General features: G+C 64.6%; 20 protein-coding genes. 9 read left to right on the top strand and 11 right to left on the bottom strand.

Annotated features, from left to right (window positions below):
• Window positions 1-106: 106 nt before the first annotated feature.
• Genes FHT98_RS15665 through FHT98_RS15650 form a run of 4 tightly spaced genes read left to right on the top strand, consistent with a single transcriptional unit; the run spans window position 107 to window position 4,091 of the window.
• Entirely contained in the window at window positions 107-1,258 is a 1,152-nt protein-coding gene (locus FHT98_RS15665; protein WP_142114579.1) for a mandelate racemase/muconate lactonizing enzyme family protein, read from the top strand.
• Window positions 1,259-1,304: 46 nt separating this feature from the next.
• Complete coding sequence (locus FHT98_RS15660) at window positions 1,305-2,291, top strand: TRAP transporter substrate-binding protein (RefSeq protein WP_061969002.1); 987 nt, start codon at window positions 1,305-1,307, stop codon at window positions 2,289-2,291.
• Window positions 2,288-2,800 carry a TRAP transporter small permease gene (locus FHT98_RS15655; RefSeq protein ID WP_061969004.1) on the top strand — a complete coding sequence of 171 codons (513 nt, stop codon included), beginning with the start codon at window positions 2,288-2,290 and terminating at the stop codon, window positions 2,798-2,800. The genes FHT98_RS15660 and FHT98_RS15655 overlap by 4 nt, the downstream gene beginning before the upstream one ends.
• Before the next feature lie 13 nt (window positions 2,801-2,813).
• Window positions 2,814-4,091, top strand: coding sequence for a TRAP transporter large permease (locus FHT98_RS15650; RefSeq protein WP_061969006.1), 1,278 nt, complete (start codon window positions 2,814-2,816; stop codon window positions 4,089-4,091).
• Window positions 4,092-4,310: 219 nt separating this feature from the next.
• On the opposite strand, the gene FHT98_RS15645 is transcribed toward FHT98_RS15650, so the two are convergent.
• Genes FHT98_RS15645 through FHT98_RS15635 form a run of 3 tightly spaced genes read right to left on the bottom strand, consistent with a single transcriptional unit; the run spans window position 4,311 to window position 7,216 of the window.
• Window positions 4,311-5,372: an NAD(P)-binding domain-containing protein gene (locus FHT98_RS15645; protein WP_061969007.1), complete on the bottom strand. Its 1,062-nt coding sequence runs from the start codon at window positions 5,370-5,372 to the stop codon at window positions 4,311-4,313.
• 41 nt (window positions 5,373-5,413) lie between these two features.
• Window positions 5,414-6,274, bottom strand: coding sequence for an ABC transporter permease (locus FHT98_RS15640; protein ID WP_061969009.1), 861 nt, complete (start codon window positions 6,272-6,274; stop codon window positions 5,414-5,416).
• A 3-nt stretch (window positions 6,275-6,277) separates the two neighbouring features.
• Window positions 6,278-7,216 (bottom strand): ABC transporter permease, encoded by a 939-nt coding sequence (locus FHT98_RS15635; protein ID WP_061969011.1) that lies wholly within the window; start codon window positions 7,214-7,216, stop codon window positions 6,278-6,280.
• 104 nt (window positions 7,217-7,320) lie between these two features.
• Between FHT98_RS15635 and FHT98_RS15630 the strand changes: the two genes are divergently transcribed.
• Window positions 7,321-8,235 carry a LysR substrate-binding domain-containing protein gene (locus tag FHT98_RS15630; RefSeq protein WP_061969013.1) on the top strand — a complete coding sequence of 305 codons (915 nt, stop codon included), beginning with the start codon at window positions 7,321-7,323 and terminating at the stop codon, window positions 8,233-8,235.
• Here FHT98_RS15630 and FHT98_RS15625 read toward each other — a convergent pair.
• The 3 genes from FHT98_RS15625 to FHT98_RS15615 all read right to left on the bottom strand — a co-directional run bounded on the left by FHT98_RS15625 (window position 8,225) and on the right by FHT98_RS15615 (window position 11,636).
• Entirely contained in the window at window positions 8,225-9,769 is a 1,545-nt protein-coding gene (locus FHT98_RS15625) for an ABC transporter substrate-binding protein (protein ID WP_061969014.1), read from the bottom strand. The genes FHT98_RS15630 and FHT98_RS15625 overlap by 11 nt on opposite strands.
• Before the next feature lie 146 nt (window positions 9,770-9,915).
• Window positions 9,916-10,635 carry a GntR family transcriptional regulator gene (locus tag FHT98_RS15620; RefSeq protein WP_061969016.1) on the bottom strand — a complete coding sequence of 240 codons (720 nt, stop codon included), beginning with the start codon at window positions 10,633-10,635 and terminating at the stop codon, window positions 9,916-9,918.
• A gap of 62 nt (window positions 10,636-10,697) precedes the next feature.
• Window positions 10,698-11,636: a 2-hydroxyacid dehydrogenase gene (locus FHT98_RS15615; protein WP_061969178.1), complete on the bottom strand. Its 939-nt coding sequence runs from the start codon at window positions 11,634-11,636 to the stop codon at window positions 10,698-10,700.
• A 104-nt stretch (window positions 11,637-11,740) separates the two neighbouring features.
• On the opposite strand from FHT98_RS15615, the gene FHT98_RS15610 reads away from it, so the two are divergent.
• The 4 genes from FHT98_RS15610 to FHT98_RS15595 all read left to right on the top strand — a co-directional run bounded on the left by FHT98_RS15610 (window position 11,741) and on the right by FHT98_RS15595 (window position 15,570).
• The gene (locus FHT98_RS15610) at window positions 11,741-12,709 is read left to right on the top strand and encodes a Bug family tripartite tricarboxylate transporter substrate binding protein (protein ID WP_082617507.1); all 969 of its coding nucleotides are present in this window, start codon (window positions 11,741-11,743) and stop codon (window positions 12,707-12,709) included.
• A gap of 48 nt (window positions 12,710-12,757) precedes the next feature.
• The gene (locus FHT98_RS15605; protein ID WP_082617508.1) at window positions 12,758-13,513 is read left to right on the top strand and encodes an HpcH/HpaI aldolase family protein; all 756 of its coding nucleotides are present in this window, start codon (window positions 12,758-12,760) and stop codon (window positions 13,511-13,513) included.
• Between the two features lie 79 nt (window positions 13,514-13,592).
• A complete protein-coding gene (locus tag FHT98_RS15600) occupies window positions 13,593-14,063 on the top strand; it encodes a tripartite tricarboxylate transporter TctB family protein (protein ID WP_082617509.1) in 471 nt (156 codons plus the stop codon).
• 4 nt (window positions 14,064-14,067) lie between these two features.
• Window positions 14,068-15,570 (top strand): tripartite tricarboxylate transporter permease, encoded by a 1,503-nt coding sequence (locus FHT98_RS15595; protein ID WP_142114578.1) that lies wholly within the window; start codon window positions 14,068-14,070, stop codon window positions 15,568-15,570.
• A gap of 97 nt (window positions 15,571-15,667) precedes the next feature.
• On the opposite strand, the gene FHT98_RS15590 is transcribed toward FHT98_RS15595, so the two are convergent.
• From FHT98_RS15590 to FHT98_RS15570, 5 genes are all read right to left on the bottom strand, one after another.
• Complete coding sequence (locus FHT98_RS15590) at window positions 15,668-16,501, bottom strand: metal ABC transporter permease (protein ID WP_061969024.1); 834 nt, start codon at window positions 16,499-16,501, stop codon at window positions 15,668-15,670.
• On the bottom strand, window positions 16,501-17,358 hold the full coding sequence (locus FHT98_RS15585; RefSeq protein ID WP_061969025.1) for a metal ABC transporter permease: 858 nt from the start codon (window positions 17,356-17,358) through the stop codon (window positions 16,501-16,503). The genes FHT98_RS15590 and FHT98_RS15585 overlap by 1 nt, the downstream gene beginning before the upstream one ends.
• Entirely contained in the window at window positions 17,355-18,260 is a 906-nt protein-coding gene (locus FHT98_RS15580; protein ID WP_061969027.1) for a manganese/iron ABC transporter ATP-binding protein, read from the bottom strand. The genes FHT98_RS15585 and FHT98_RS15580 overlap by 4 nt, the downstream gene beginning before the upstream one ends.
• A complete protein-coding gene (locus tag FHT98_RS15575; protein ID WP_244492906.1) occupies window positions 18,257-19,126 on the bottom strand; it encodes a metal ABC transporter substrate-binding protein in 870 nt (289 codons plus the stop codon). The genes FHT98_RS15580 and FHT98_RS15575 overlap by 4 nt, the downstream gene beginning before the upstream one ends.
• Window positions 19,127-19,667: 541 nt before the next feature.
• Window positions 19,668-21,104 carry an RtcB family protein gene (locus FHT98_RS15570; RefSeq protein WP_185745176.1) on the bottom strand — a complete coding sequence of 479 codons (1,437 nt, stop codon included), beginning with the start codon at window positions 21,102-21,104 and terminating at the stop codon, window positions 19,668-19,670.
• Between the last annotated feature and the right edge of the window lie 472 nt (window positions 21,105-21,576).

Raw genomic sequence — 21,576 nt, 5'->3', positions numbered from 1 at the left:
TCTCATATTGAGATTCCTGATTGATACCCCTGCAGATAAACCAATTGGATTGGCGATGGCAAAGCTGATTAACGGTTGAGTCCCTGCCGCAACCTGCCTGCCGTTCATGCTGTCCGCGCCTCCCAAGATACGTCGCATCGACGGATTCGAGCTCACTGCGAAGCTGAGCGAGACCGTCGGCAATTCGCGGCAGATGTTCGATCGCCGCGGCGCCCTGCTCCTGCGGGTCACCAGCGATACGGGCGCGGTCGGCTGGGGCGAGACCTGGGCCTATCCCGGCGCGGCTGCCGCGCTTGTCCGCGAGCATTTCGCCCCTGCCCTGCTCGGCCGCGACGCGACGACGCCGCGCGCCGGTTGGCAGGCGATGGCTGCCGGGCTCGGCTATGACCGACGTGGCATCTCGACGATGGCGCTCGGCGGGCTCGACGTCGCCTTGTGGGACCTCGCCGGGCAGATCGCCGGGCTGCCGGTCCATGCCCTGCTCGGCGGCAAGCTGCGGGACCGGATCCCGGCCTATGTCAGCGGCCCCTTCATGAAGCCGGGCCGCGATCCCTATCGCGACTTCGAGGCCGATATCGCCGGCTATCTCGACGCCGGCTTCCGGGCGATCAAGCTCAGGATGGGCAGCGATCCGGCCCGTGACGGCGCAACCGCCCACAAGGTCCGCGCCCAGATCGGCGACGCCATGCCGCTGATGGTCGATCTCAACGAGGGCTTCACCGTCGAGGGCGCGCTCGCGATCGCCCGGCGGCTCGCGGAGGTCGATCCGGTCTGGCTCGAGGAGCCGATCGCGCATGACGACCTGCCGGGTTATCGCCGCTTCGCCGCCAAGGCGCCGATGCCTCTGGCGGGCGGCGAGGCGCTCTTCGGCCTGCGCGCCTTCCGGGATTATCTCACCGCCGGCGTGTTCGACTTCATCCAGCCCGATCTCGGGCTGTGCGGCGGGCTCTCCGAGGGGATGCGGATCTCGGCGCTGTGCGAGGCGTTCGACGTCGCCCTGGTGCCCCATGTCTGGGGCTCCGTCGTGAATTTCCAGGCCTCGCTGCATTTTGCGGCCTGCCTGCCCGAGCGGCGCGGCCGCCTGCGCTGGCCGCTGTTCGAATATGACCCTTCCGAAAACCCGCTGCGCACCGCCTTCGCCAGCCATCCGCTCGACGCCGACGGGGCGGTTGCGGTTCCGGACGCCCCGGGCCTGGGTCTTGACCTGACGCCCGAGCGGCTCGCGCCGTTCATCACGAACCATTGGACGATTGAATAATCGGCTCGTCGGATTCAACCGAGAGCGAACCCAGAGGGAGACGACCATGCGACTGAGATCCATCCTGCGTTCCGCGCTCGTCGGCGCGGCCTGCCTTGCCGGGCTGACATCCGCGTCGGCTCAGCAGCCGAAGGTGCTCAATCTAGCCTTCGTCGGCCGGGTCACGGCGCCCGAAGGCGTCGCCATGACGGCCTTTGCCGAAGAGATCAAAGCCAAGACCAACGGCCGCATCGAAATTCGCCTGCATCCCGGCGGCGCGCTCGGCGGCGACCGCGAGGTGCTGGAAGGACTTCAGCTCGGCACCGTCGATCTCACCGTGCCCTCGACCTCGGTGATCGCGAATTTCGTGCCCGAGGTCCAGGTTTTCGACATCCCCTTCCTGTTCCGAGATTTCGACCATGCCCAGGCGGTTCTCGACGGCCCGATCGGCCAGGAGATCCTGGCCAAGTTCAAGGCCAAAGGCCTTCAGGGCCTGGCTTTCGGAGGCATCGGCTTCCGTCAGCTCACCAATAGCCGCCGGCCGGTCAACGGCCCCGACGACGTCAAGGGGCTGAAGATCCGCACCCAGGAGAACCAGATCCATCTCCAGATCTGGCGCGCGTTGGGGGCGCTGCCGACGCCGATGGCACTGCCGGAAGTCTTCACGGCCCTGCAGCAGGGCGTGGTCGACGGCCAGGAAAACCCGATCGGCGCGATCCTCAACAACAAGTTCGGGCAGGTGCAGAAATACCTGACGATCACCAACCACGCCTTCACGCCGGTCGGCTTCGTCATGGCGCCCCGTGCCTTCGAGGCGCTGTCGCCGGAGGATCAGAAGCTCTTCGTCGAGGCCGGTCGGCGCGCCATGGCGATCTGCAAGGACGAGGTCGGCAAGGTCGAGAAGACCGGCATCGACGAGTTGCGCAAGCTCGGCCTCGAGGTGGTCGAGAAGGTCGATACCGCCAAGTTCCAGGACCTGCTCAAGCCTGCCTTCGCCGAGCTGGGCAAGCGCTTCGGCGAGGCGACGATCGCGCGCATCAAGGACCAGAAGTGAGCGCGCGGCAGTCCAGGGCGGTCGCGCTGCTGTTGGGCGCGGAGCGCATCGTCACCGGCGCCGGCCTCGCGGCCGGCTGCCTGGCGATGGCGCTGGCGGCCTGCGTCGGGCTCTTCCAGGTCCTGACCCGCTTCATCCTCCAGGAACCCGCAACCTGGTCCGAGCCGCTGATCCGCGCCTTGCTGATCTGGATGGCCTATCTCGGCCTGGCATCGGCGGTGCGGGCCGGATCGCTCGTTTCGGTGGATCTGCTTTACCGCCTCGTCAAAGGGCGAAATCGCCGGCTTCTCGAAGCCGCGATCGCGATCGCGACCTTCGCACTGCTGGCGATCCTGTTCTGGTTCGGCGCCGATCTGGTCTGGCGGGTCCGCTTCCAGAACCTGGCCGGGCTCGAGATTCCGATCAGCTACGCCTATGCCGCGATCCCGACCGGAGCGCTGGTCTCGATGCTCGCCGTGATCGCGCATTTCTTCGATCCACGCCGCGAAGAGCTCGAAACCGCGGTCTGAAAGACGATTTGCCATGACTGCAACGATGCTCGTCACGATGTGCGTGCTGTTCCTGCTCTCGGTGCCGGTGGCTGTGGCCGTCGGCCTCGCGGCGGTCGCGGGACTCGGCCTCTACACCCCGCTGCCGCTGGTGCTGGTGGCGCAACAGGCGTTCGCCTCGCTCGACAAGTTTCCGCTGGCGGCGGTGCCGTTCTTCATCCTCGCCGGCAATCTCATGGGCGAGGGCGGCATTTCGCGGCGGTTGGTCGATTTCGCCAAGAGCCTGGTCGGCGGCGTGCAGGGCGGCCTCGCCTGCACCTGCATCCTGACCTGCATGATCTTCGCCGCGGTGTCCGGATCGAGCGTAGCCACGACCTTCGCCATCGGTGCGATCCTGATCCCGGCGATGGTCAAGCACGGCTATCCGATCTCCTTTGCGGCTTCGCTCCAGGCCAGTGCGGCCGAGCTCGGGGTCATCATCCCGCCTTCGATTCCGATGATCCTCTACGGCGTTGCAGCCGAGGTCTCGATCGGCGAACTCTTCGTGGCCGGCTTCGGCCCCGGCATCCTGATCGCCTGCGCGCTGATGCTCTCGGTCTGGCTCTGGTGCCGCATCCGCGGCTATGGCCGCAACGATCACGAAGGGCGCATGCAGGTGCTGGCGGCAACGCGGGCTGCCGGCCTTGCCCTGATGATGCCGGTGATCATCCTTGGCGGCATCTATGGCGGCGTCTTCACCCCGACCGAAGCCTCGATCGTCGCGGTGTTCTATGCGCTGATCGTGAGCTGCTTCATCTATCGCGAGCTCGATTTCGCGACGGTGATCGCGATCCTGCGCAAATCGGTGGTCTCTTCATCGGTGATCATGCTGATCATCGCGATGGCGGGCCTGTTCAGCTTCCTGCTGACGCGCGCCGGCGTGCCTGCCCAGATCGGCGCCTATATCATCGCGACCTTCGACAGCGGCTGGTCCTTCCTGCTCGCGGTCAATCTCTTCCTGTTCGTGATCGGCATGTTCATCGAGACTTCGGCGGCGATCATCGTGCTGGCACCGATCCTGGCGCCGGTCGCGCTGCGCTTCGGCATCGACCCTGTGCATTTCGGGATGGTCATGGTGGTCAATCTGGCGCTTGGGATGATCACGCCGCCCTTCGGCGTCAATCTGTTCGCGGCCTGCGCGGTTGCCCGGATCTCGCTGGACAGGATGACGAAATCACTCCTGCCCTTCATCGGCGTCGTCTTCGCCTGCCTGATGCTGATCACCTACATGCCCTGGATCTCGCTCGCCTTGCGGGATTTTGTCTACCGCTGATCTTTTTGCCGCGCGCGAGCGGCTATCGCGCGCACGGGACGCGTCCGATCTTGGGAGCGACAGCGGCGAGATCGGTTCCGAGATCCGATCGCAGCTGGAAGCGACACGACCGCATCACGACCGTTCGTTGCGCTTTGAATGCAAAAGGCTTGGGTAGAAAGTGCGGTCGAGACAAGACCGGCAATGTTCCTGTCTCGACCACCTTTTTAGGCTTCGCTCTCAGCTCCAGAATGCATCCTGCCACAGGCTCAGCTTCTCGCCGACGCCGTTCTTGAGCGCGTTCTCATAGACGCGGTAGCCGCACATCACGTCGTAAATCGCCATGCCGCGGGCGAAGTAGACGATCACATCGTCGTCGTCGCGGCGCCCGCCGGTCTCGCCGGCGATGACCTTCCCGAGATCGATGATCTCTTCCTCCTTCGCCAGGCCGCGATCGACCATGACGCTCGGGGTCATCGTCTTGCGCTCCATGCTGATCGCCGAGTTCATGACATAGCCGTCGGCGCGAGCGAGCGTCTCGAAGGTCGCGTCCCAGATCGAGAGGTCGACCAGCAGGCTGCCCTTCTTCATCCAGTCCGGCGTGATGTAGGCGTCGTCGATCGTCTGGACGTTGGTCGCGGGAATGACGACATCGGCGTCGGCGACCGCATCGCGCGCCGAATCGGCCACGCGGACATCGATGTTCAGCTTGCGCGAGAACTCGGCGGCGAAGGCCTTGGCGCGCTCGGTGTTGAGGTCGTAGACATGGGCGACCTCGAGCTCCGGCATCACCTCGGCTGTGCACTGAATCGCGGCTTGGTTGATCGGGCCGACGCCGATCAGGCCGACGCTGCGCGCGCCCGGCCGGCGCAGATGCTTGACGCCGATGGCGCCGAGCGCGCCTGTGCGCATGCAGCTGATCACCATCGCGTCCATCAGCGCGAGGGGATAGCCGGTCTCCGGGTCGAGGATCGTGACCAGGCCCGAGGCACGCGGCCCTTTGCCATTGATCGGGTTGTCCGGGTTGCTCGGGATGTTCTTCAGCGCGACCTTCATCACGCCGTCGTCGTCGAGATAGCCGGCGTGGATATTCGCGCGCTTCTTGCTGGGATAGCCGACGAAGTTCTTCAGTTTCTCGGCCGGAACACCCCAGAACAGCGTCGCGGTCGGCGCCTCGATCGCCTTGCCCCGATAGGCCAGCAGCGTGGTCCGCTCGGTGTCGGCGACCGTGGCGGCGACATCGCCGGCGCCGCAGCGCACCGCGTCCTCCTGGCTGAGATAGATGAAATTGGCTTCACTCATGACAAGGCTCCGGGGTGGTCGTTCATGCGCTGCTTGCAGGGTCAGTCGCGCTGCCGCAGTTTCGGGTCGGTGGCGTCGCGCAGGCCGTCGCCGAGAAGATTGAGCGCCAGCACGGTCAGGAAGACGAAGACGCTCGGGAACACCGCCAGCCACCAGGCCTCGAGGATGTTCTCGAAGCCCTCGCGAATCATGCCGCCCCAGGTCGCCGTCGGCGGCTTGACGCCCAGCCCGATGAAGCTCAGCGAGGCTTCGGTGCGGATCGCCGTCGCCATCCACAGCGAGCCCATCACCAGGATGTCGGCGATCAGGTTGGGCAGAATGTGGATGCGCATGATGCGCTGGTGGGTGCAGCCCATCGAGCGCGCCGCCTGGACGAATTCCTGCTCCTTCAGCACCAGCGTCGGCGCCCGCGCCAGCCGCACGAAGGGCGCGATCTCGGTGATCGCGATCGCGATGATCAGGTTTTCGAGGCTCGCTCCCAGCACGGCGGCGACCAGCATGCCGAGCAGCAGACTCGGGAAGGACAGCATCAGGTCGACCAACGCCATCACGAAGGCATCGAAGCGCCCGCCGATATAACCCGAGATCACGCCGAGCGCCGTGCCCAGCGTCATCGCGATCAGGATCGAGACCAGCCCGACGAAGAGTGAGACCCGCGCGCCATAGATGATCCGCGACAGCACGTCCCGGCCATAGGAATCGGTGCCGAGCCAGAACTCGCTCGAGGGCGGCATCAGCCGGTTGACGATGTCCTGCGCCAGAGGGTCGTAGGGCGCGATCAGCGGCGCGAACACCGCCATCAGCACGATCGCCGTCAGCAGGGCGAGGCCGAACCAGGCAAAGACACCGCCGCGGGAGATGAACCGCGCCGTGTCGCGCAGGGTGGAGAAGGTTGCGCTCATGGCTCAGGCGTTCCTGATCCGCGGATCGACCGCGGCATAGGCCAGGTCGGTCAACACGTTCGCGAGCACCACGAAGGAGGCGAAGATGATCATCAACCCCTGCAGCAAGGTGTAGTCGCGGGTGTTCAGCGCGCTGAGGATCAACCGCCCCAGCCCGGGGCGGTTGAAGACGATCTCGGTCAGCACCGCATTGCCGATCAGCGTGCCGAAATAGAGCCCGACCACCGTGATGATCGGCAGGAGCGAGTTCCTCAGGACATGGCGCAGCGCCAGCGTCGTCGGCCCGATGCCCTTGGCGCGGGCGGTGCGGACATAGTCCTCGCCCAAGGTCGCCAGCATCGAGGAGCGCGTCACCCGCGCCACATAGGCGCTCATGATGATGCCGAGATTGAGCGCCGGCAGGGCGACGCCGAGGAAGCGATCCCAGGGGCCAGCGTTCTGGCTCGTCCCGATCACGGGGAACCAGCGCAGTTGGATGGCGAAGGCCAGGAGCAGCAAGATGCCGGAGACGAAGGCCGGCAGGGACAAGCCTACCAGTGAGAACAGCCGACCGACATAGTCCGGCCAGGCATTGCGGTGGACGGCGGCATAGATGCCGAAGGGCAGGCCGAGCGCAAGGCCGACGAAGATCGAGGCGGCGGCGAGCTCCAGCGTGTTCGGCAGGACGCGCAACGCCTCTTCCAGCACCGGCCGCTTCGTCACAAGCGAGGTGCCGAGATCGCCTTGCAGCAACCCGCCGAGGAAACCGAGATATTGCTGGGGCAGCGGCCGGTCCAGCCCGAGCTCGAGGCGCAGCGCGTCGAGGGCCGCGGTGCTGGCCTGGTCGCCGAGGATCACGGCAGCTGCATCGCCCGGCACGACGCGGATGATCACGAAGATCGCCGTGAACATGGCGAGCAGCGTCGGTAGTCCGAGCAATATTCGTTTGAATGCGTATTGCATGACGTTTTTAGCAGTCGCGGTTGCGCGACCTCCTTCTGGTGAATATCGACAGGCAATGCTAAAACGTCCAACAACGTTTTTGGCTCGGTGTATTCCAGAGAGTTATGCCCAGAAGCATCAATCTACGGCAGGTCGAGGCCTTTCGCGCGGTGATCGAGAACGGCACCGTCAGCGCCGCCGCGCTCGCGCTCAACGTCACCCAGCCGGCCGTCAGCAAGCTCGTCTCCAATCTCGAATACGACACCGGCTTGCGGCTGTTCGACCGCGTCAAGGGCAAGCTCGCGCCGACGATCCAGGGCATGCGGCTCTATGAGGAGGTGGATCGCGTCTTCTCCGGGCTGCACCAGCTCGAGCGCGCGGTCGAGACCGTGCGCCGCGAGGAGAAGGGGCGGCTCGTCGTGGGCGTGCTGCCGGCCCTCTCTGGCCATTTCATCCAGCAGGTGACGATGCGCTTCCTCGAGAGCGAACCGCATGTCTTCGTCTCGCTGATCGTGCGCGGCTCGCCGGGCCTCACCGACTGGCTCGCCACCCGACAGGTCGATGTCGGCATCCTGAACGCCAGGGTCGAGCATGCCTATCTCGAGACCGAACCCTTCCTGTCGCATCCGCTGGTCTGCATCATGCCGCCGAGCCATCCGCTGGCGCGGAAATCCGTGGTCCGGCCGGAGGACCTTCATGACGAGCCCTTCGTGGGCTTCGACGAGGGCGTCGAGATCCGCCGCGTCGTCGACGAGGTCATGGCGAATTACGGCTCGCAGCCACGTCTGGTGCTGGAGGTGACGACGGCGCCGACGCTCTGCGAGTTCGTCGCCCACGGCCTCGGCCTCTCGCTGGTCCATCCGCTGATGGCGGGGCCGGTGCAGGGCCGTGTCGCGATCCGGCGCTTCGAGCCGGCGATCGACAACCATTTCCTGCTGGTCAAAGCACAGAAGGCCCGCAATGCGGGCCTTCTCGATCTCTTCATCGGGCATGCCCGCCGCTGCGGCGGAGAGCTGATGCGGGAGGCGCTCAGCGCGTGACGGTGGTCTTCTCGGTGATCTGCGGGGCGATGTTGATCGCGCCCTTCAGCTCATAGCCGTAATCGACCTTCTTGCTGCGCGCCCAGACCTGCTGCAGCTCGAACAGCGGCACGGCGCAGACATCGGCGTTGATCTTCTCCTGCGCGGTCTTCCAGGCCGCCATCTGCCGGGCAGCGTCGGTCTCCTTGCGGGCCTGCTCGATCTCGGCGTCGGCCACGGCGCAATGCGAGAAATTGGTGATCGCGGTCGGCTTACCGACCGTCGCAGCCGAGTGGTAGAATTCGGTCAGATAGGTGTCGGCGACCGGGAAGCGTGCTGCGCCGTAGAACACCAGCGCGCTGGCGTTCTGGCGGATCTGTTGCTGGTAGGTCGGATGATCGACCACCTTCATGTCCAGCTTGATACCGGCCTTGCCGAGCTGGTTCTGAATGACTTCCATGATCGGCAGCTGCGAGGAGATGTTCGAGACCACAACCGCCAGCGTGATGCCGTCGGGATGGCCGGCCTCCTTGAGCAGCGCCTTGGCGCGATTGACGTCAGCCTTCACTGTCCAGGAGCAGTCCTCGCCGCGATAACCCGGCGGCACGACCGAGCAGCCCTTCTTGGCGACGTCAGGGCCGACGAAGCGAACGATCTGATCGACGTCGATGGCCGCTGCGATCGCCTGCCGAACCCGAATGTCGTCGAGCGGCTTGATGCTGCGGTTGATATGCAGCGTGCGGAACTCGCCAAGCCCGAAGATGTCGACCACGGCATCAGGGCGTGCCTTGACCTGCGTCACCCAACGCTGCTCGCGCCGGCCATAGATCATGTCAATCTGGCCCGACTGGAAGGCAAGGTCGCGGCTGCTGTCGGAAAGCACAAAGCGCCAGAACACTTCATCGATCTTCGGCACGCCTCGGAAGCTGTCCTTGTTGGCGGTCAGGCGGACATATTGCTGTGGCACGTGCTCGGCGATCGCGAAGGGGCCTGTGCCGACCGGCTTCGCCGAGAAGCCCGCGCCCATCTGCTCGGCCGCCTTCTTGCTGACGATGCGCCCACCATTGAAGTTCGAGAGCAGCCCGAGCAGGCTAGCATTCGGATATTTCAGCTCGACGCGAACGGTCATGTCGTCGACCTTCACCACATCCGCGATCGACGAGAAATTGCCGGCGAAGGACGAGGTCTTCGGATCGGAGGCGCGCTTCAGCGAGAACACAACGTCATCGGCGGAAACTTCGCCGAAGCCGCCCTGGAACTTGACGCCCTTGCGCAGATGGAAGGTCCAGGACTTGCCGTCGGCAGCAGTCTCCCAGCGCTCGGCGAGGTCGGGCTCGAGCTTGGCCGGGTCAGCGCTGCCCGGCGGAAACCGCACCAAACCATCGAAGACGTTGCTGAGCAGCATCGAGTCGAAGCCGTTGGCGCGATGCGGATCGATATTGGTGATGTCGGAGGTGCCGACAGCGACCTGCAGCGTTTCCGCCCGAGCCGGAGATGCGGCGAGAGCCGGCGCAGCCAGCAGGCCCGCCAGAACGGCCATCGTTGTCTTGTTCATCGCGGTGCTCCCCATGCTTTGACGCATGAGGCCGATCGCGCCGCATGCCGTCAAATGACGTTTGGCGAGCCGCTTATAAGCAATGGTTATGCTGATGCTTGCTGAGGCAGGCAGCGTCGCGGTGCCGTGGCAGGCGCTTGCCACCGTTACCAGTCGCCGTTCTTCAGGAATCTGAGCAATTGATTCCTGGCTCCTTCACAATGTGTCTGCGCGATGTCGCGAGCCCGTTTGACGTCATGATTGGCGATGGCTTTCAACAACAGCCGGTGCTCCGCAATGATCGTCTCGATGCGCGCCCCGCCATAGGCATATTTCACGCGAATGGCCTCGATGAGTAGCCGCCCGCGATCAAGCACCCGCAGCGCTTCCGAATTGCCCGGCAGCCGATTGATGAAATTGTGGAGGCGGAAATTGGCATGCAGCATCGTGGCTGCCTCGCGCGTCGTCGCCTTCTCCTCGAAATTGTCCACCAAGGCAGTGAGCTCGGCCACGCCCGCGTCATCAATGAGCGCAGCGGTTTGCCCGGTCAGCATCACTTCGATCCCGGCTCGCACATCCAGCACATTGCGGATGTATTCGGCATTGATGCTGCGGATTTCGGCGCCACGGTTGGGGTGCAGCTCGACGATGCCCTCGGCTTCGAGCTCCTGCAGGGCGGTGCGGACCGGCATATGGCTGACCCCGCAAAGCGTGGCGATCTCGTTGATCTTGAGGCGCTGCCCCGGAACCAGTTCGCCGTGCAGGATGCGGCGGCGCAAATCCGCCGCAACCTGCATGGAGGTCGTGGCGCCGACCTTGAGCGCAGGCGCCAGGTGCTCCGGAGCCTCGCTTGCATGATCCGGATAGTATGTCTTGCCGTAAACCACGGAGTTCCGATCCTGGCTTGGTGCGCTTGATTGCAGGCGGCGATCGTTCGTCGAGCCCTGCTTCACGGTAGGGGTGAGAGGAGAGGCTCGCCCTCAAAGAAGGCGGTGAGGTTGTCGAGCAGCATCTGCCCCATCGCAATTCGCGTATAGTTGGATCCCGATCCCAGATGCGGCTGCAGAACGACGGTGTCCAGTGCGGCCAGCGCTTCGGGAACGTTCGGCTCATGCGCAAAGACATCGAGGCCGGCGCCTGCCAGGCGCCCATTCTGCAGCGCCTCGACAAGGTAAGGCTCATCGACGACGGAGCCTCGCGCCACGTTGATCAGATAGCTATCCGGGCCGAGCGCATCGATGACCTCGCTCCCGACGAGGCCCACGGTGCCGGGCCCGCCCTGAACGGAGATCACGAGGATACGAGCGAAGCGCGCGAGATCGCGGATGTCCGCGAAATAGCGGTAGCCGGTATCCGGCTGTTCGCGCCTGCCAGTATAGGCGATCTTCATTCTGAAGGCTTCGGCCCGTCGTGCGATCGCCTTGCCTATGCCACCAAGGCCGACGATGCCAAGAGGCTCACCCCAGACCTTGTCGGTCAAGGCCGGTTTTTCGGTTGCCCAGGCCCCGCGGCGGACGAAACGGTCGTTGAAGAGGACGCGCCTGACGGTGGTCAGCGTCAGGGCCCAGGCCATGTCGGCAACACATTCCGAGACGACGCCCGGCGTGTTGGTGACCGCGACACCCATGGCCCGTGCGGCCGACACATCGATGCCGTCATAGCCTGCGCCCGAGGATGCGATCAGCCTGAGCTTCGGTAGGCGCGACATCAATTGGCCGCTTAACTGATAATCCCCGCGCGTCGCAATCGCAGTCAGACGCGGCGCGACTGCCGCGATCAACGCATCGCGATCGGGCGCGAGGTCATAGCGGCGCACGACATATGTTCGCGACAGCGCATCGCTCGTCTCCGGCAGCAGCGGGCCGATCTGCAGGACCTCCGGCTTCATCTTCGTCCCCTTGCAATCCGCGTTGCCTTGATATTTGATCAAATATCAATTACGCAGCGATCGAACCCGGCGTCAATGCCGGGAGCAATGAGAGGGAGGACGATATGCCATTCATTCGCATGGCTCTGGCGGCCGGGCTCGTGGCTACGGGCCTGTCGACAGCGGCGCTGGCCCAAACCTATCCGAGCGAGCCGATCAAGCTCGTCGTTCCGTTCCCGCCCGGCGGCACCTCGGATTTCGTCGGTCGTGTCGTCAGCGAAACGCTCGGCAAACAGCTCGGCCAGCCCGTCATCGTCGAGAACCGGCCGGGTGCGGCGGGCACCATCGGAACCGTAGGCGTCAGCCAGGCGGCTCCCGACGGCTACACGATCCTGCTGACCTCGTCGGACATCACGATCACCCCGATCATTCAGGCGAATGCCCCCTTCGATCCGATCAAGGATTTCGCTCCGATCGGCCTCGTGCTGCGCTATTCGCATTATCTGGTTGCCAACGCGGCTTTCCCGGCGAAAACCGTAGGCGATCTCATCACCCTGGCGAAGGCGAAACCGGGAACGATCAATTTTGCCTCGGGCGGCATCGGGGGCAGCAATCACATGGCGGCCGAACGCTTCCAGAGCGTTGCCGGCATCAAGCTGACGCATGTGCCCTATAAGGGTAACGGGCCCGCCATTACCGATCTGGTCGCCAACCGGGTCCAGCTGTTGTGGACATCGTTGCCGCCGGTGCAGGCTTTCATCAGCAGCGGCAAGCTGAAGATCATCGGCATCACCAGCAAGGAACGCTCTCCTGCAACCCCGGATGTCCCGACCTTCTCCGAGAGCGGGCTGCCCGGTTACGAGCTGAACAACTGGTTCGGGGTTCTCGCACCGCCAAAGACGCCGCCCGCGATCGTCGAGCGCCTCAACGCCGCCCTCAAAGAGACGATGGCCTCGCCCGAGGTCCTGAAAAAGCTCGAGGCTCTCGGAATGGATCCGGTCGTCAACCAGCCGGCCGAGTTCAGCGCGATGCTCAAGGATGAAATGGAAAGCTGGCGCCTGATCGCCAAGCAGGCCGGCCTCGCCGCGAAATAGCCTGCAACAGTCTGACGCTCGATCATCACGCGCCCTTGGAGCACGACCATGCGAACCAATACCGCCAAGCAGCGGGCACTCGCGGATCAAACCGCTATCGGCATCATGTGCAACCTCGCCAGTCCTATCGGGGCCGAAACATTGGGGCAGTGCGGCTACGACTTCGTGGTGATCGATCTCCAGCACGGGGAGAACAATCTGGCGACCGTCCAGGTGCTGATGCAGACGCTCAGCGCCAGCGCGTCGACGCCGATCGTCCGGGTGCCTGCCAATGACCCCATCCATATCCAGCGCGTGCTCGATCTCGGCGCCTATGGCGTGATCGTTCCTTTCGTCAACAATGCCGGCGAGGCCCGGAGCATTGTCGAGAACACGGCTTACCCGCCGCTGGGCTCGCGCAGTTTCGGGCCGATCCGCGGCACGATCTATGGCGGACCGGATTATTTCGCGAAGGCCGGTGACGAGCTTCTCGTCCTGCCGATGATCGAGTCGGCCGACGGCCTGGCCAATGCTGCGGCGATCCTGGCGGTGGACGGCATCCATGGTTGCTTCGTCGGCCCGGCAGATCTCAACATATCGCTCGGCCATTCACCCGATGCGCCCCTCGCCGCAGCCACCGAGGAGGGCATCGCCGCGATCCTCGCGCAGGCAGCGGCGCTCGGCAAAGTCGCCGGCATTCACGCCTTCAGCATCGAGGACGCCAAACGTCGGGCCGAGCAGGGGTTTCGGTTCATTACGGTGATGGCCGACACCCGCCTCATCAGAATGGGCGCGCAACAGACATTCGCCGCATTGCGGAGCTGACAGGCTCCGCTCAGGCGCCGAACCATGCGCACGATATCCGCTGCGGCGCAGCGCTTCTCGATGGGAGGCAGGATCGAGAATGAGATTACAGATCAGAAACCGGCGGGATTTCTACTCGGGGCTGATGTTCGCTGCGTTCGGCGTTGCATTCGCGGCCACCGCCGCCCGATACGAGATCGGCTTGCCGGCACAGATGGGCCCCGGCTGGTTCCCCCTGGCGCTTGGGGCCCTTCTCACCGGGCTCGGCATCCTGATCGCGTTCGCGGCCTGCCGCGTCAGCGCGACACGCACGGAGATCGCGGCGATCGCCTGGCGCGAAATGAGCCTGATCCTGCTCGCAGTGGCCCTGTTCGCGCTGCTGCTTCCGACCGCAGGTGCGGTCATTGCGGTGGTTGCCCTGGTCGCGGTCTGCGCCTGGGCCGGGCGCTCCGGAAAGCTGATCGAGACCGGCCTCGTCGCTCTCACCCTTGCGGCGATTTGCGACTTCGTCTTCATCCGTGGCCTGGGCCTGCCGATCGCGGCCTGGCCATCATTGCCTTTCAGCGGCTGAAGCGATGAATTTCGCGTCGAACATCATTCTCGGCCTGACCACGGCGATCCAGCCGCAGAATCTGCTGTTCTGTTTCGTAGGCGTGGTTCTCGGCACGGCGATAGGCGTCCTTCCAGGCCTCGGGCCGCTCGCAACCATCGCGATGCTGCTTCCGCTGACCTTCAAGGTGGCGAGCCCCGACGCTGCGCTCATCATGCTGGCAGGCCTCTACTACGGGGCCCAGTATGGCGGCTCGACCACGGCGATCCTCGTCAACCTGCCGGGCGAGCCATCCTCGATCGTTACCGCCCTCGATGGCTATCAGATGGCGCGCAAAGGCCGCGCGGGCACGGCCCTCGGCATAGCCGCGCTGAGTTCCTTCTTCGCAGGCACCGTCGCGACCGCCGTCATAGCCGTTGCGGCCGCCCCTTTGGCCGAGCTCGCCTTCGCTTTCGGGCCGGCGGAGTATTTCTCGCTGATGGTTCTGGGGCTGATCGCTGCGGTGGTTCTGGCTCAGGGGTCGATCCTCAAAGCACTGGCGATGGTCGTGCTGGGCCTGTTGATCGGCATGATCGGGACCGATGTGAATTCGGGTGCGACCCGCTTTTCCTTCGGCATCCCACAGCTTTACGACGGGCTGGATATCGCGGTCATCGCGATCGCGGTGTTCGGCTTCGCCGAATTGATTTCACTGATCAGCGAAGCCGGAACCCAGAGCACGACCGATGCGCCGATCGGCCGGATCCTGCCGGACCGCAGGGAGTTGCGGCAGGCTGCGCCAGCGGCGATGCGCGGCACGATATTCGGATCCTTGCTCGGCGTTCTTCCCGGGGGCGGCGCGACGCTGTCGTCCTTCGTGTCTTATGCGGTCGAGAAGAAGCTGTCGAAGACACCGGAGCAATTCGGCCGGGGAGCCGTCGCGGGTGTCGCGGCGCCGGAAGCTGCCAACAATGCTGGTGCACAGACATCCTTCATTCCCATGCTGACGCTCGGCCTGCCGTCAAATCCGATCATGGCGCTGATGATCGCCGCATTGATGATCCATGGCATTCAGCCTGGCCCGCAGGTCATGACAAGCAACCCGACGCTGTTCTGGGGGCTGATCGCGTCGATGTGGATCGGCAATCTGATGCTCGTCGTGCTCAATCTTCCGCTCATCGGGCTGTGGGTCCGGATGCTCGCCATCCCGACGCGCATCTTGTCGCCCGCGATTCTGATGTTCTGTGCCATCGGCGCCTATTCGATGGACAACAGCACGTTCAATATCTGGATCTCGATTCCGCTTGCGGCGCTAGGCTATCTCTGGCGCAAGCTCGACTGCGAAGCAGCACCGCTCCTGCTGGGCATCGTGCTGGGCCCATTGCTGGAGGAATACCTGCGGCGGGCCATGGTTCTCTCGCGTGGCAGCTGGACGATCTTCGTCGAGGAGCCGATATCCTGCACCTTGTTGGCTATTGCTCTCGTGATGCTCGTCGTCGTTGCGCTGCCGGCGGTTCAAAGCCAGCGCGAGAAGGCTTTCGCCGAATAGGATCCCATGTCTCGTTTTGGGCCGCGATTGGCAGGGCAGCCTAGGCGCGGCCTTCCAGCGCAGCACGGCCCTCGCGCTCCTTTTGCAGGCTATGCACCTATACCGGTGCCTCGGTGGCTCTCCTGCTCGTATGGAAAAGCGCGAGAACGAAGACGAGCGACAACAGCAGCACGATCGTCGGTGCCGGCGCGCTGTCGAGGAAAAACGAGAGATAGACACCCAACACGGAACCGGTCACCGCGATGATGACCGATATCAGCAGCATCGTGCTGAAGCGGCGGGTCAGCAGGAACGCGATGGCACCGGGCGCGATCAGCATGGCAATGGCGAGGATGATGCCCACCGCCTGCAGCGCGCCGACGATCGCCAGCGAGATCAGCCCGAGCAGGCCGTAATGCAACAGCTTCACCCGTAGCCCGATCGCCTGGGCCTGGGCCGGGTCGAAGGCGTGCAGCAGGAAATCCTTCCATTTGACGGCGATCACCGCCGCGGTGAACGTGGCGATCGCCGCAGCCCCGGCAATGTCCGCCCCGGAGACGCCGAGCATGTCCCCGAAGAGGATGTGGTCGAGATGCACGTCGGACTGGATCTTGACGTAGAGCACGAGGCCGAGCCCGAACATGCCCGAGAAGACCACGCCCATCACCGTGTCCTGCTTGATCCGGCTGTTCTCCTTGAGGAAGCCGGTCGCGGTGGCGCAAATCATACCGGCGACGAAGGCGCCGATCGCATAGGGAAAGCCGAGGATATAGGCGAGGACCACGCCCGGAAACACGGCATGGCTGATCGCGTCGCCCATCAACGACCAGCCCTTCAGCACGAGGAAGCAGGACAGGAGCGCCATCGGCACCGCGACGATCGCGGATATCACCAGCGCGTTGACCATGAAGTCGAACCGGAAGGGCGACAACAGCATATCGATGAGAGCCATCACCCGGCCTCCAGCTCGCAGGCGGCGCGGCGGCGGGCCGCCAGCAGGCCATGCTTGGGCGCAAGGAAGAAGGCGACAAGAAAGATCGTGGTCTGCAGCACGACGATGACGCCGCCGGTCGCGCCGTCGAGAAAATAGCTGATATAGGCGCCGGTGAAGCTCGTCAGCGCGCCGATCGCCACTGCGATCACCAGGAGCCGCGGGAAGCGGTCTGTCAGCAGATAGGCGGTGGCGCCGGGCGTGACCACCATGCAGATGACGAGGAAGGCGCCCACCGTCTGCAGGGCCGCCACCGTCGAGGCCGAGAGCAGGGTGAAGAACATCAGCTTCAGCGCCGTCGGATTGAGGCCGATCGAGCGTGCATGGCTCTCGTCGAAGAAGGTCACCATCAGGTCCTTCCATTTGACAAGCAGGATGGCGAGCGAGACGAAGCCGATGGCCGCGAGCTGGATCGTGTCGGCCGGCGTGATGGCGAGCACGTTGCCGAGCACGATGGTCTGGATGTTCACCGAGGTCGGCGACAGCGAGACCATGAACAGGCCGAGCCCGAAGAAACTGGAGAAGATCAGGCCGATGATGGCATCTTCCTTCAGCCTTGTCCGCTGGTTCAGGAAAAGCATCGCGCCGGCCGCGAGCCCGCCGGAGAAGAAGGCGCCGACCGAAAAGGGCAGCCCCAGCATGTAGGCGCCGGCAACGCCCGGCACGATCGCATGCGAGAGCGCATCGCCGATCAGCGACCAGCCCTTCAGCATCAGATAGCAGGACAGGAAGGCGCAGACGCCACCGACGAGGGCCGAGACCCACATCGCATTGCGCATGTAGCCATAGGCGAAGGGTTCGAGCAGAACGGCGATCATTGCCGCTCACCCTGCGGCGTTTCGGCCTCCCGGCTGGATGCCTTGCCCTCACGCAGGATCAGCGGCCGCTCGTCATCGGTGAAGACGCCGACCGGCGCCTGCCCGCTGCGGCCGGGCTCGTTCAGCACAAAATGACGCAGGACGCCGCCGAAGGCGCGCTGCAGGTTTTCCTGCGTGAAGGTCTCCGCCGTCGGGCCATGGGCCAGCACCGTCCCCTTGATCAGGATGGTGCGGTCGCAGAATTCCGGAACGGAGCCGAGGTTATGCGTCGAGACGAGCATGACCCGGCCCTCGGCCCTGAGCTCCCGCAGCAGGGCGATGATCTGGTCCTCGGTCTTGACGTCGACCCCGGTGAAGGGCTCGTCGAGCAGGATGACCCGGCTGTCCTGGGCCAGGGCACGTGCCAGGAAGACGCGCTTCTTCTGTCCGCCCGAGAGCTCCCCGATCTGACGCTTGCGAAAGGCGCTCATGTCGACGCGCTCAAGCGCGGCGGCGACAGCCTCGTGATCGGCCGCCTTGGCGATGCGCATCATGCCCATATGGCCGTAACGGCCCATCATCACGACGTCCTCGACCAGGACCGGGAAGGTCCAGTCGACCTCCTCTGCCTGCGGCACATAGGCGATGAGGTTGCGGCGCAGCGCCTCGCGCACCGCCATGCCGAGGATGCGGATGTCGCCCTTCGCAAGGTGCACGAAACCCATGATCGCCTTGAACAGCGTCGACTTGCCGGAGCCGTTGACGCCGACCAGTGCCGCGATCGTGCCGGTGGGGATGCGGAAGCTCGCATCCCGAAGCGCCGTATGGCCGTTGCGATAGGTGACTGTCGCATCGGTCACCGCAATCCCTGAGCCCTCCTCGGCAGCGGGCGGAAGCGAGCGACCGGCGACGGGAGCGTTCACCGCGTCAGCCCCTTCGCGATCGTGTCCGCGGTAACCTTGAGCAGGTCGATATAGGTCGGAACCGGGCCGTCCGCCTCGCTCAGAGAATCCACGTAGAGCACGCCACCATAGCTTGCGCCGGTCTCACGCGCGACCTGCTGGGCCGGCTTCTCGGAGATCGTGCTCTCGGAGAAGACCACAGTGATCTTGTTCTTCCGCACGGCGTCGATGACCTTCCGGACCTGCTGCGGCGTGCCCTGCTGGTCGGCATTGATGGGCCAGAGATAGAGTTCCTTCAATCCGAAATCGCGCGCCAGATAGGAGAACGCCCCTTCGCTGGAGACGAGCCAGCGCTTCTCTGCGGGAACGGCGGCAAGCTCGGCCTTGATCGGGTCGACGGCGGCCTTGATCCGGACCTTGTAGGCCTCGGCATTGGCCTTGTAGGCCTCGGCATTCTTCGGATCGTGCCTGGCGAAGGCGTCGCGGATATTGTCGACATAGATCAGCGCCGCCGCCGGCGACATCCAGGCATGCGGGTTCGGCTTGCCCTTGTAGGGGCCTTCGCTGATCCCCATCGGCTCGACGCCCTGCGAGACGACCACGCTGGGAACGTTCCTGAGGTTGCGGAAGAACTTCTCGAACCACAGTTCGAGATTGAGGCCGTTCCAGAGGATAAGCTGCGCGCCCTGTGCACGCTGGATGTCGCCTGGCGTCGGCTGGTAGTTATGGATCTCGGCGCCAGGCTTGGTGATCGACTCGACCACGGCCACGTCGCCGGCGACGTTGCGCGCGATATCGGCGATCACCGTGAAGGTCGTGACGGCCTTGAACTTCTCCTGCGCCGCGGCGGGCACGACACTGCATGCGACGAAAAACGCGGCGCCCATCAAACCGATGAGAGCTGATCTGCGCGAGCCAACGGCCATCGAGGCATCCTTATTGATAATGAATTGCAACAAATCCCTTCTAACTTGAAGCCCGTGCATTTTGCAAGTGCGAGTTATTAGCAATTACAGGATCGGCGGTCATGCCCGCGCGAGAGACCCCGCTGAACCACACATCAGAGCGCTGTCGCGGGCAGCTGACGTGTCCATCGAGGCCCCAGCCGCACTCGCGGCGCGCCCGGCACGATGCGAACGTGTGACCTTTGCCTTCGGAGAACTGCGCGCCATCCAAAATCCCGCATTGCCGAAGCGACGGGGATCGGCTATCCAGCCTGCACGGTTAGCGCCCGTAGCTCAGCTGGATAGAGCGTTGCCCTCCGAAGCTGGGAATCGCCGCCTAACGGCGCCAATTTCTCCTTTGAAAATCAATGAGTAACGTAGCGCCAGACCTGGTTTGAGCGCGTGCTGGCAGCCGTAGGCACGACAGGGCCACAGCCGCATGCGAACAAGGCAGCGGCGGTGTTGGCACCGCCGCTGCGCCATCTCAGCCACCGGCCTCGCTGAGTGTGTCAACTCGGCCGGCGCCCTGCTCCTGACGCCGCTGCTTCTTCTTGCGCCAGGGTGCGTCTTTCTCCCAATCGCCGGCCATGATGCAGCCATGGGGCAGCACCTCGTCGACGACTTCCGCCAGACCGTAATGCTCGATCTGCCGACGCACAGAGGCTGCGCTCTTGTAGGCGCTCGGCAGCTCGGAGATGTCGGTCACGCCCGAGAAGAAGCGTGCGTCGATCGCCTTCGTCTCCTCGGCGAAGATCTCCGCGTCGGTGCGGCCTGCCTGCATCCGCCTGTGCTGGGTGCGGGAGAAGTTCCGCCCCGCGCCATGTGGCGAGAAGCCGAGACCATTCGCCGCGTTGTTGCCGCGCACGATCAGCACCGGCTCCGCCATGTTGAGCGGTATCAGGGTGAGATCGGTCGCGTCCTCGGCCCAGTTGTCGAAAGCCGGCGTCGCCCCCTTGCCATGGTAGAACAGCCCGTCGGAGCGCCGGAATACGAAGTTGTGTTCGTTCCAGAACCGATCGGCGACGTGCGCTGACAGCCGCTCCGCCGCCATGTCGTGGATGACGAGGTGGTTCTGCTTCGTCCATTCGCGGATGGCCTGCAGCGCCGCCCAGTAGTCGTCGCCCTCGCGGGTGTCGGCCGGGATCCAGGCATTCTGCGGCGCGGTCTCCGGCGAGAGCAGCCGGCGGAAGTTTTCGGCCACCCGCATGCCCTTGCTGTAGAGCCGGGCGCCGGGACCGCGCGAGCCATGATGGGTCACTAGCGCCGTCTCGCCGCTCGACTTCAACGTGCCAACATAGGCGAAGTGGTTGCCGTCGCCCTGCGTGCCGAAATGCTCGATCGCGGCGCTGGTGATGTCGCTCAGCAGCGGGTTCGCCGAAAAGCGCTGCATCACCTCCGCCGGCGGCCGGATCTGCTGACCGCGCGGACGCCCGCCCGGGCCGAAATGTGTGACGGCCTGGACGGTATCCAGCAGCGTCGCGGGCGCAACGCCGGGAAACACCGAGATCGCCATCGAGCAGCAGATGTCGGCCGAATGCATGCCGGGGTGGATGCCTTCGGAGACAGCGACGCCGCCGACCGGAATCGTGCCGATCGGTCCGGCCGGGCAGGCATCGGGCATCACCGCGCCGGCTCGGATCACCGGGGTGCGCATCAGCTCGGTCATGCTGAGCACGACGGATTCGATGTTCGCCGCCTCTTCCGGGGTCTCGGCCTCGATGTTGAGGTGGAACGGCACGGTTCCGGCCTCGTAGAGCGGCGTCGCCGGCGGAGGCGCGAAGCTGCGCGCGACCGCGATCGCCTCCTCGAAGGAGCCGCCCTTTTCCAGCAGCGCGTTTCCGGCTGCGAGCGCGCGGCCGAACCACTTGCCCTGCTTGACGCCGGCATCGATCAAATCCTGCCCGCTCAGAACTTCAGTCATCTCGTCTCTCTTTCCGCATGCGTCCGGTCTGCCACCGCATCCGCTGCAAAGTTCATCTCGTTTTTCAATCGGATCGGCTGACAAGGGTAACGAGATCGTTTCCGCCACCTCGCCGGAGCGAGGGAAGGATTGGAACCTTCACGCCTTTCGGCGCCTACCGGAGCAGGCCGCGTCTGCCTGGAGTCCCGTTTGCATTCAGCCGTTCCCAAAGCGGTCATGGCGACGAGGGTTCGCGAGATACTTTCGTCCGACGAATCGGATGTGGATTCGAACCACTACGACCGCTGTAATCCCGCAGGCATTCGCCATGTCGTTCGGTCCCGGCGACGAGGGGCGGCAAGACCCCTTTACTGAGCTACCGAACCTTCCGGTGAAGGTCGGGGACGATTTGAACGTCCGACCCGCCGCGGCCCTTGCCGCGGCTGCTCTACCTGTAGTCCTGCCTGCATTCGCCAAGTGTTGTCTGGTCTTG

The organism is Allobosea sp. AK1, assembly GCF_006714945.1.
Classification (GTDB): domain Bacteria; phylum Pseudomonadota; class Alphaproteobacteria; order Rhizobiales; family Beijerinckiaceae; genus Allobosea; species Allobosea robiniae.
The sequence above is the reverse complement of the archived record's forward strand: the minus strand, read 5'-3'. Positions and strand labels throughout refer to the sequence as shown.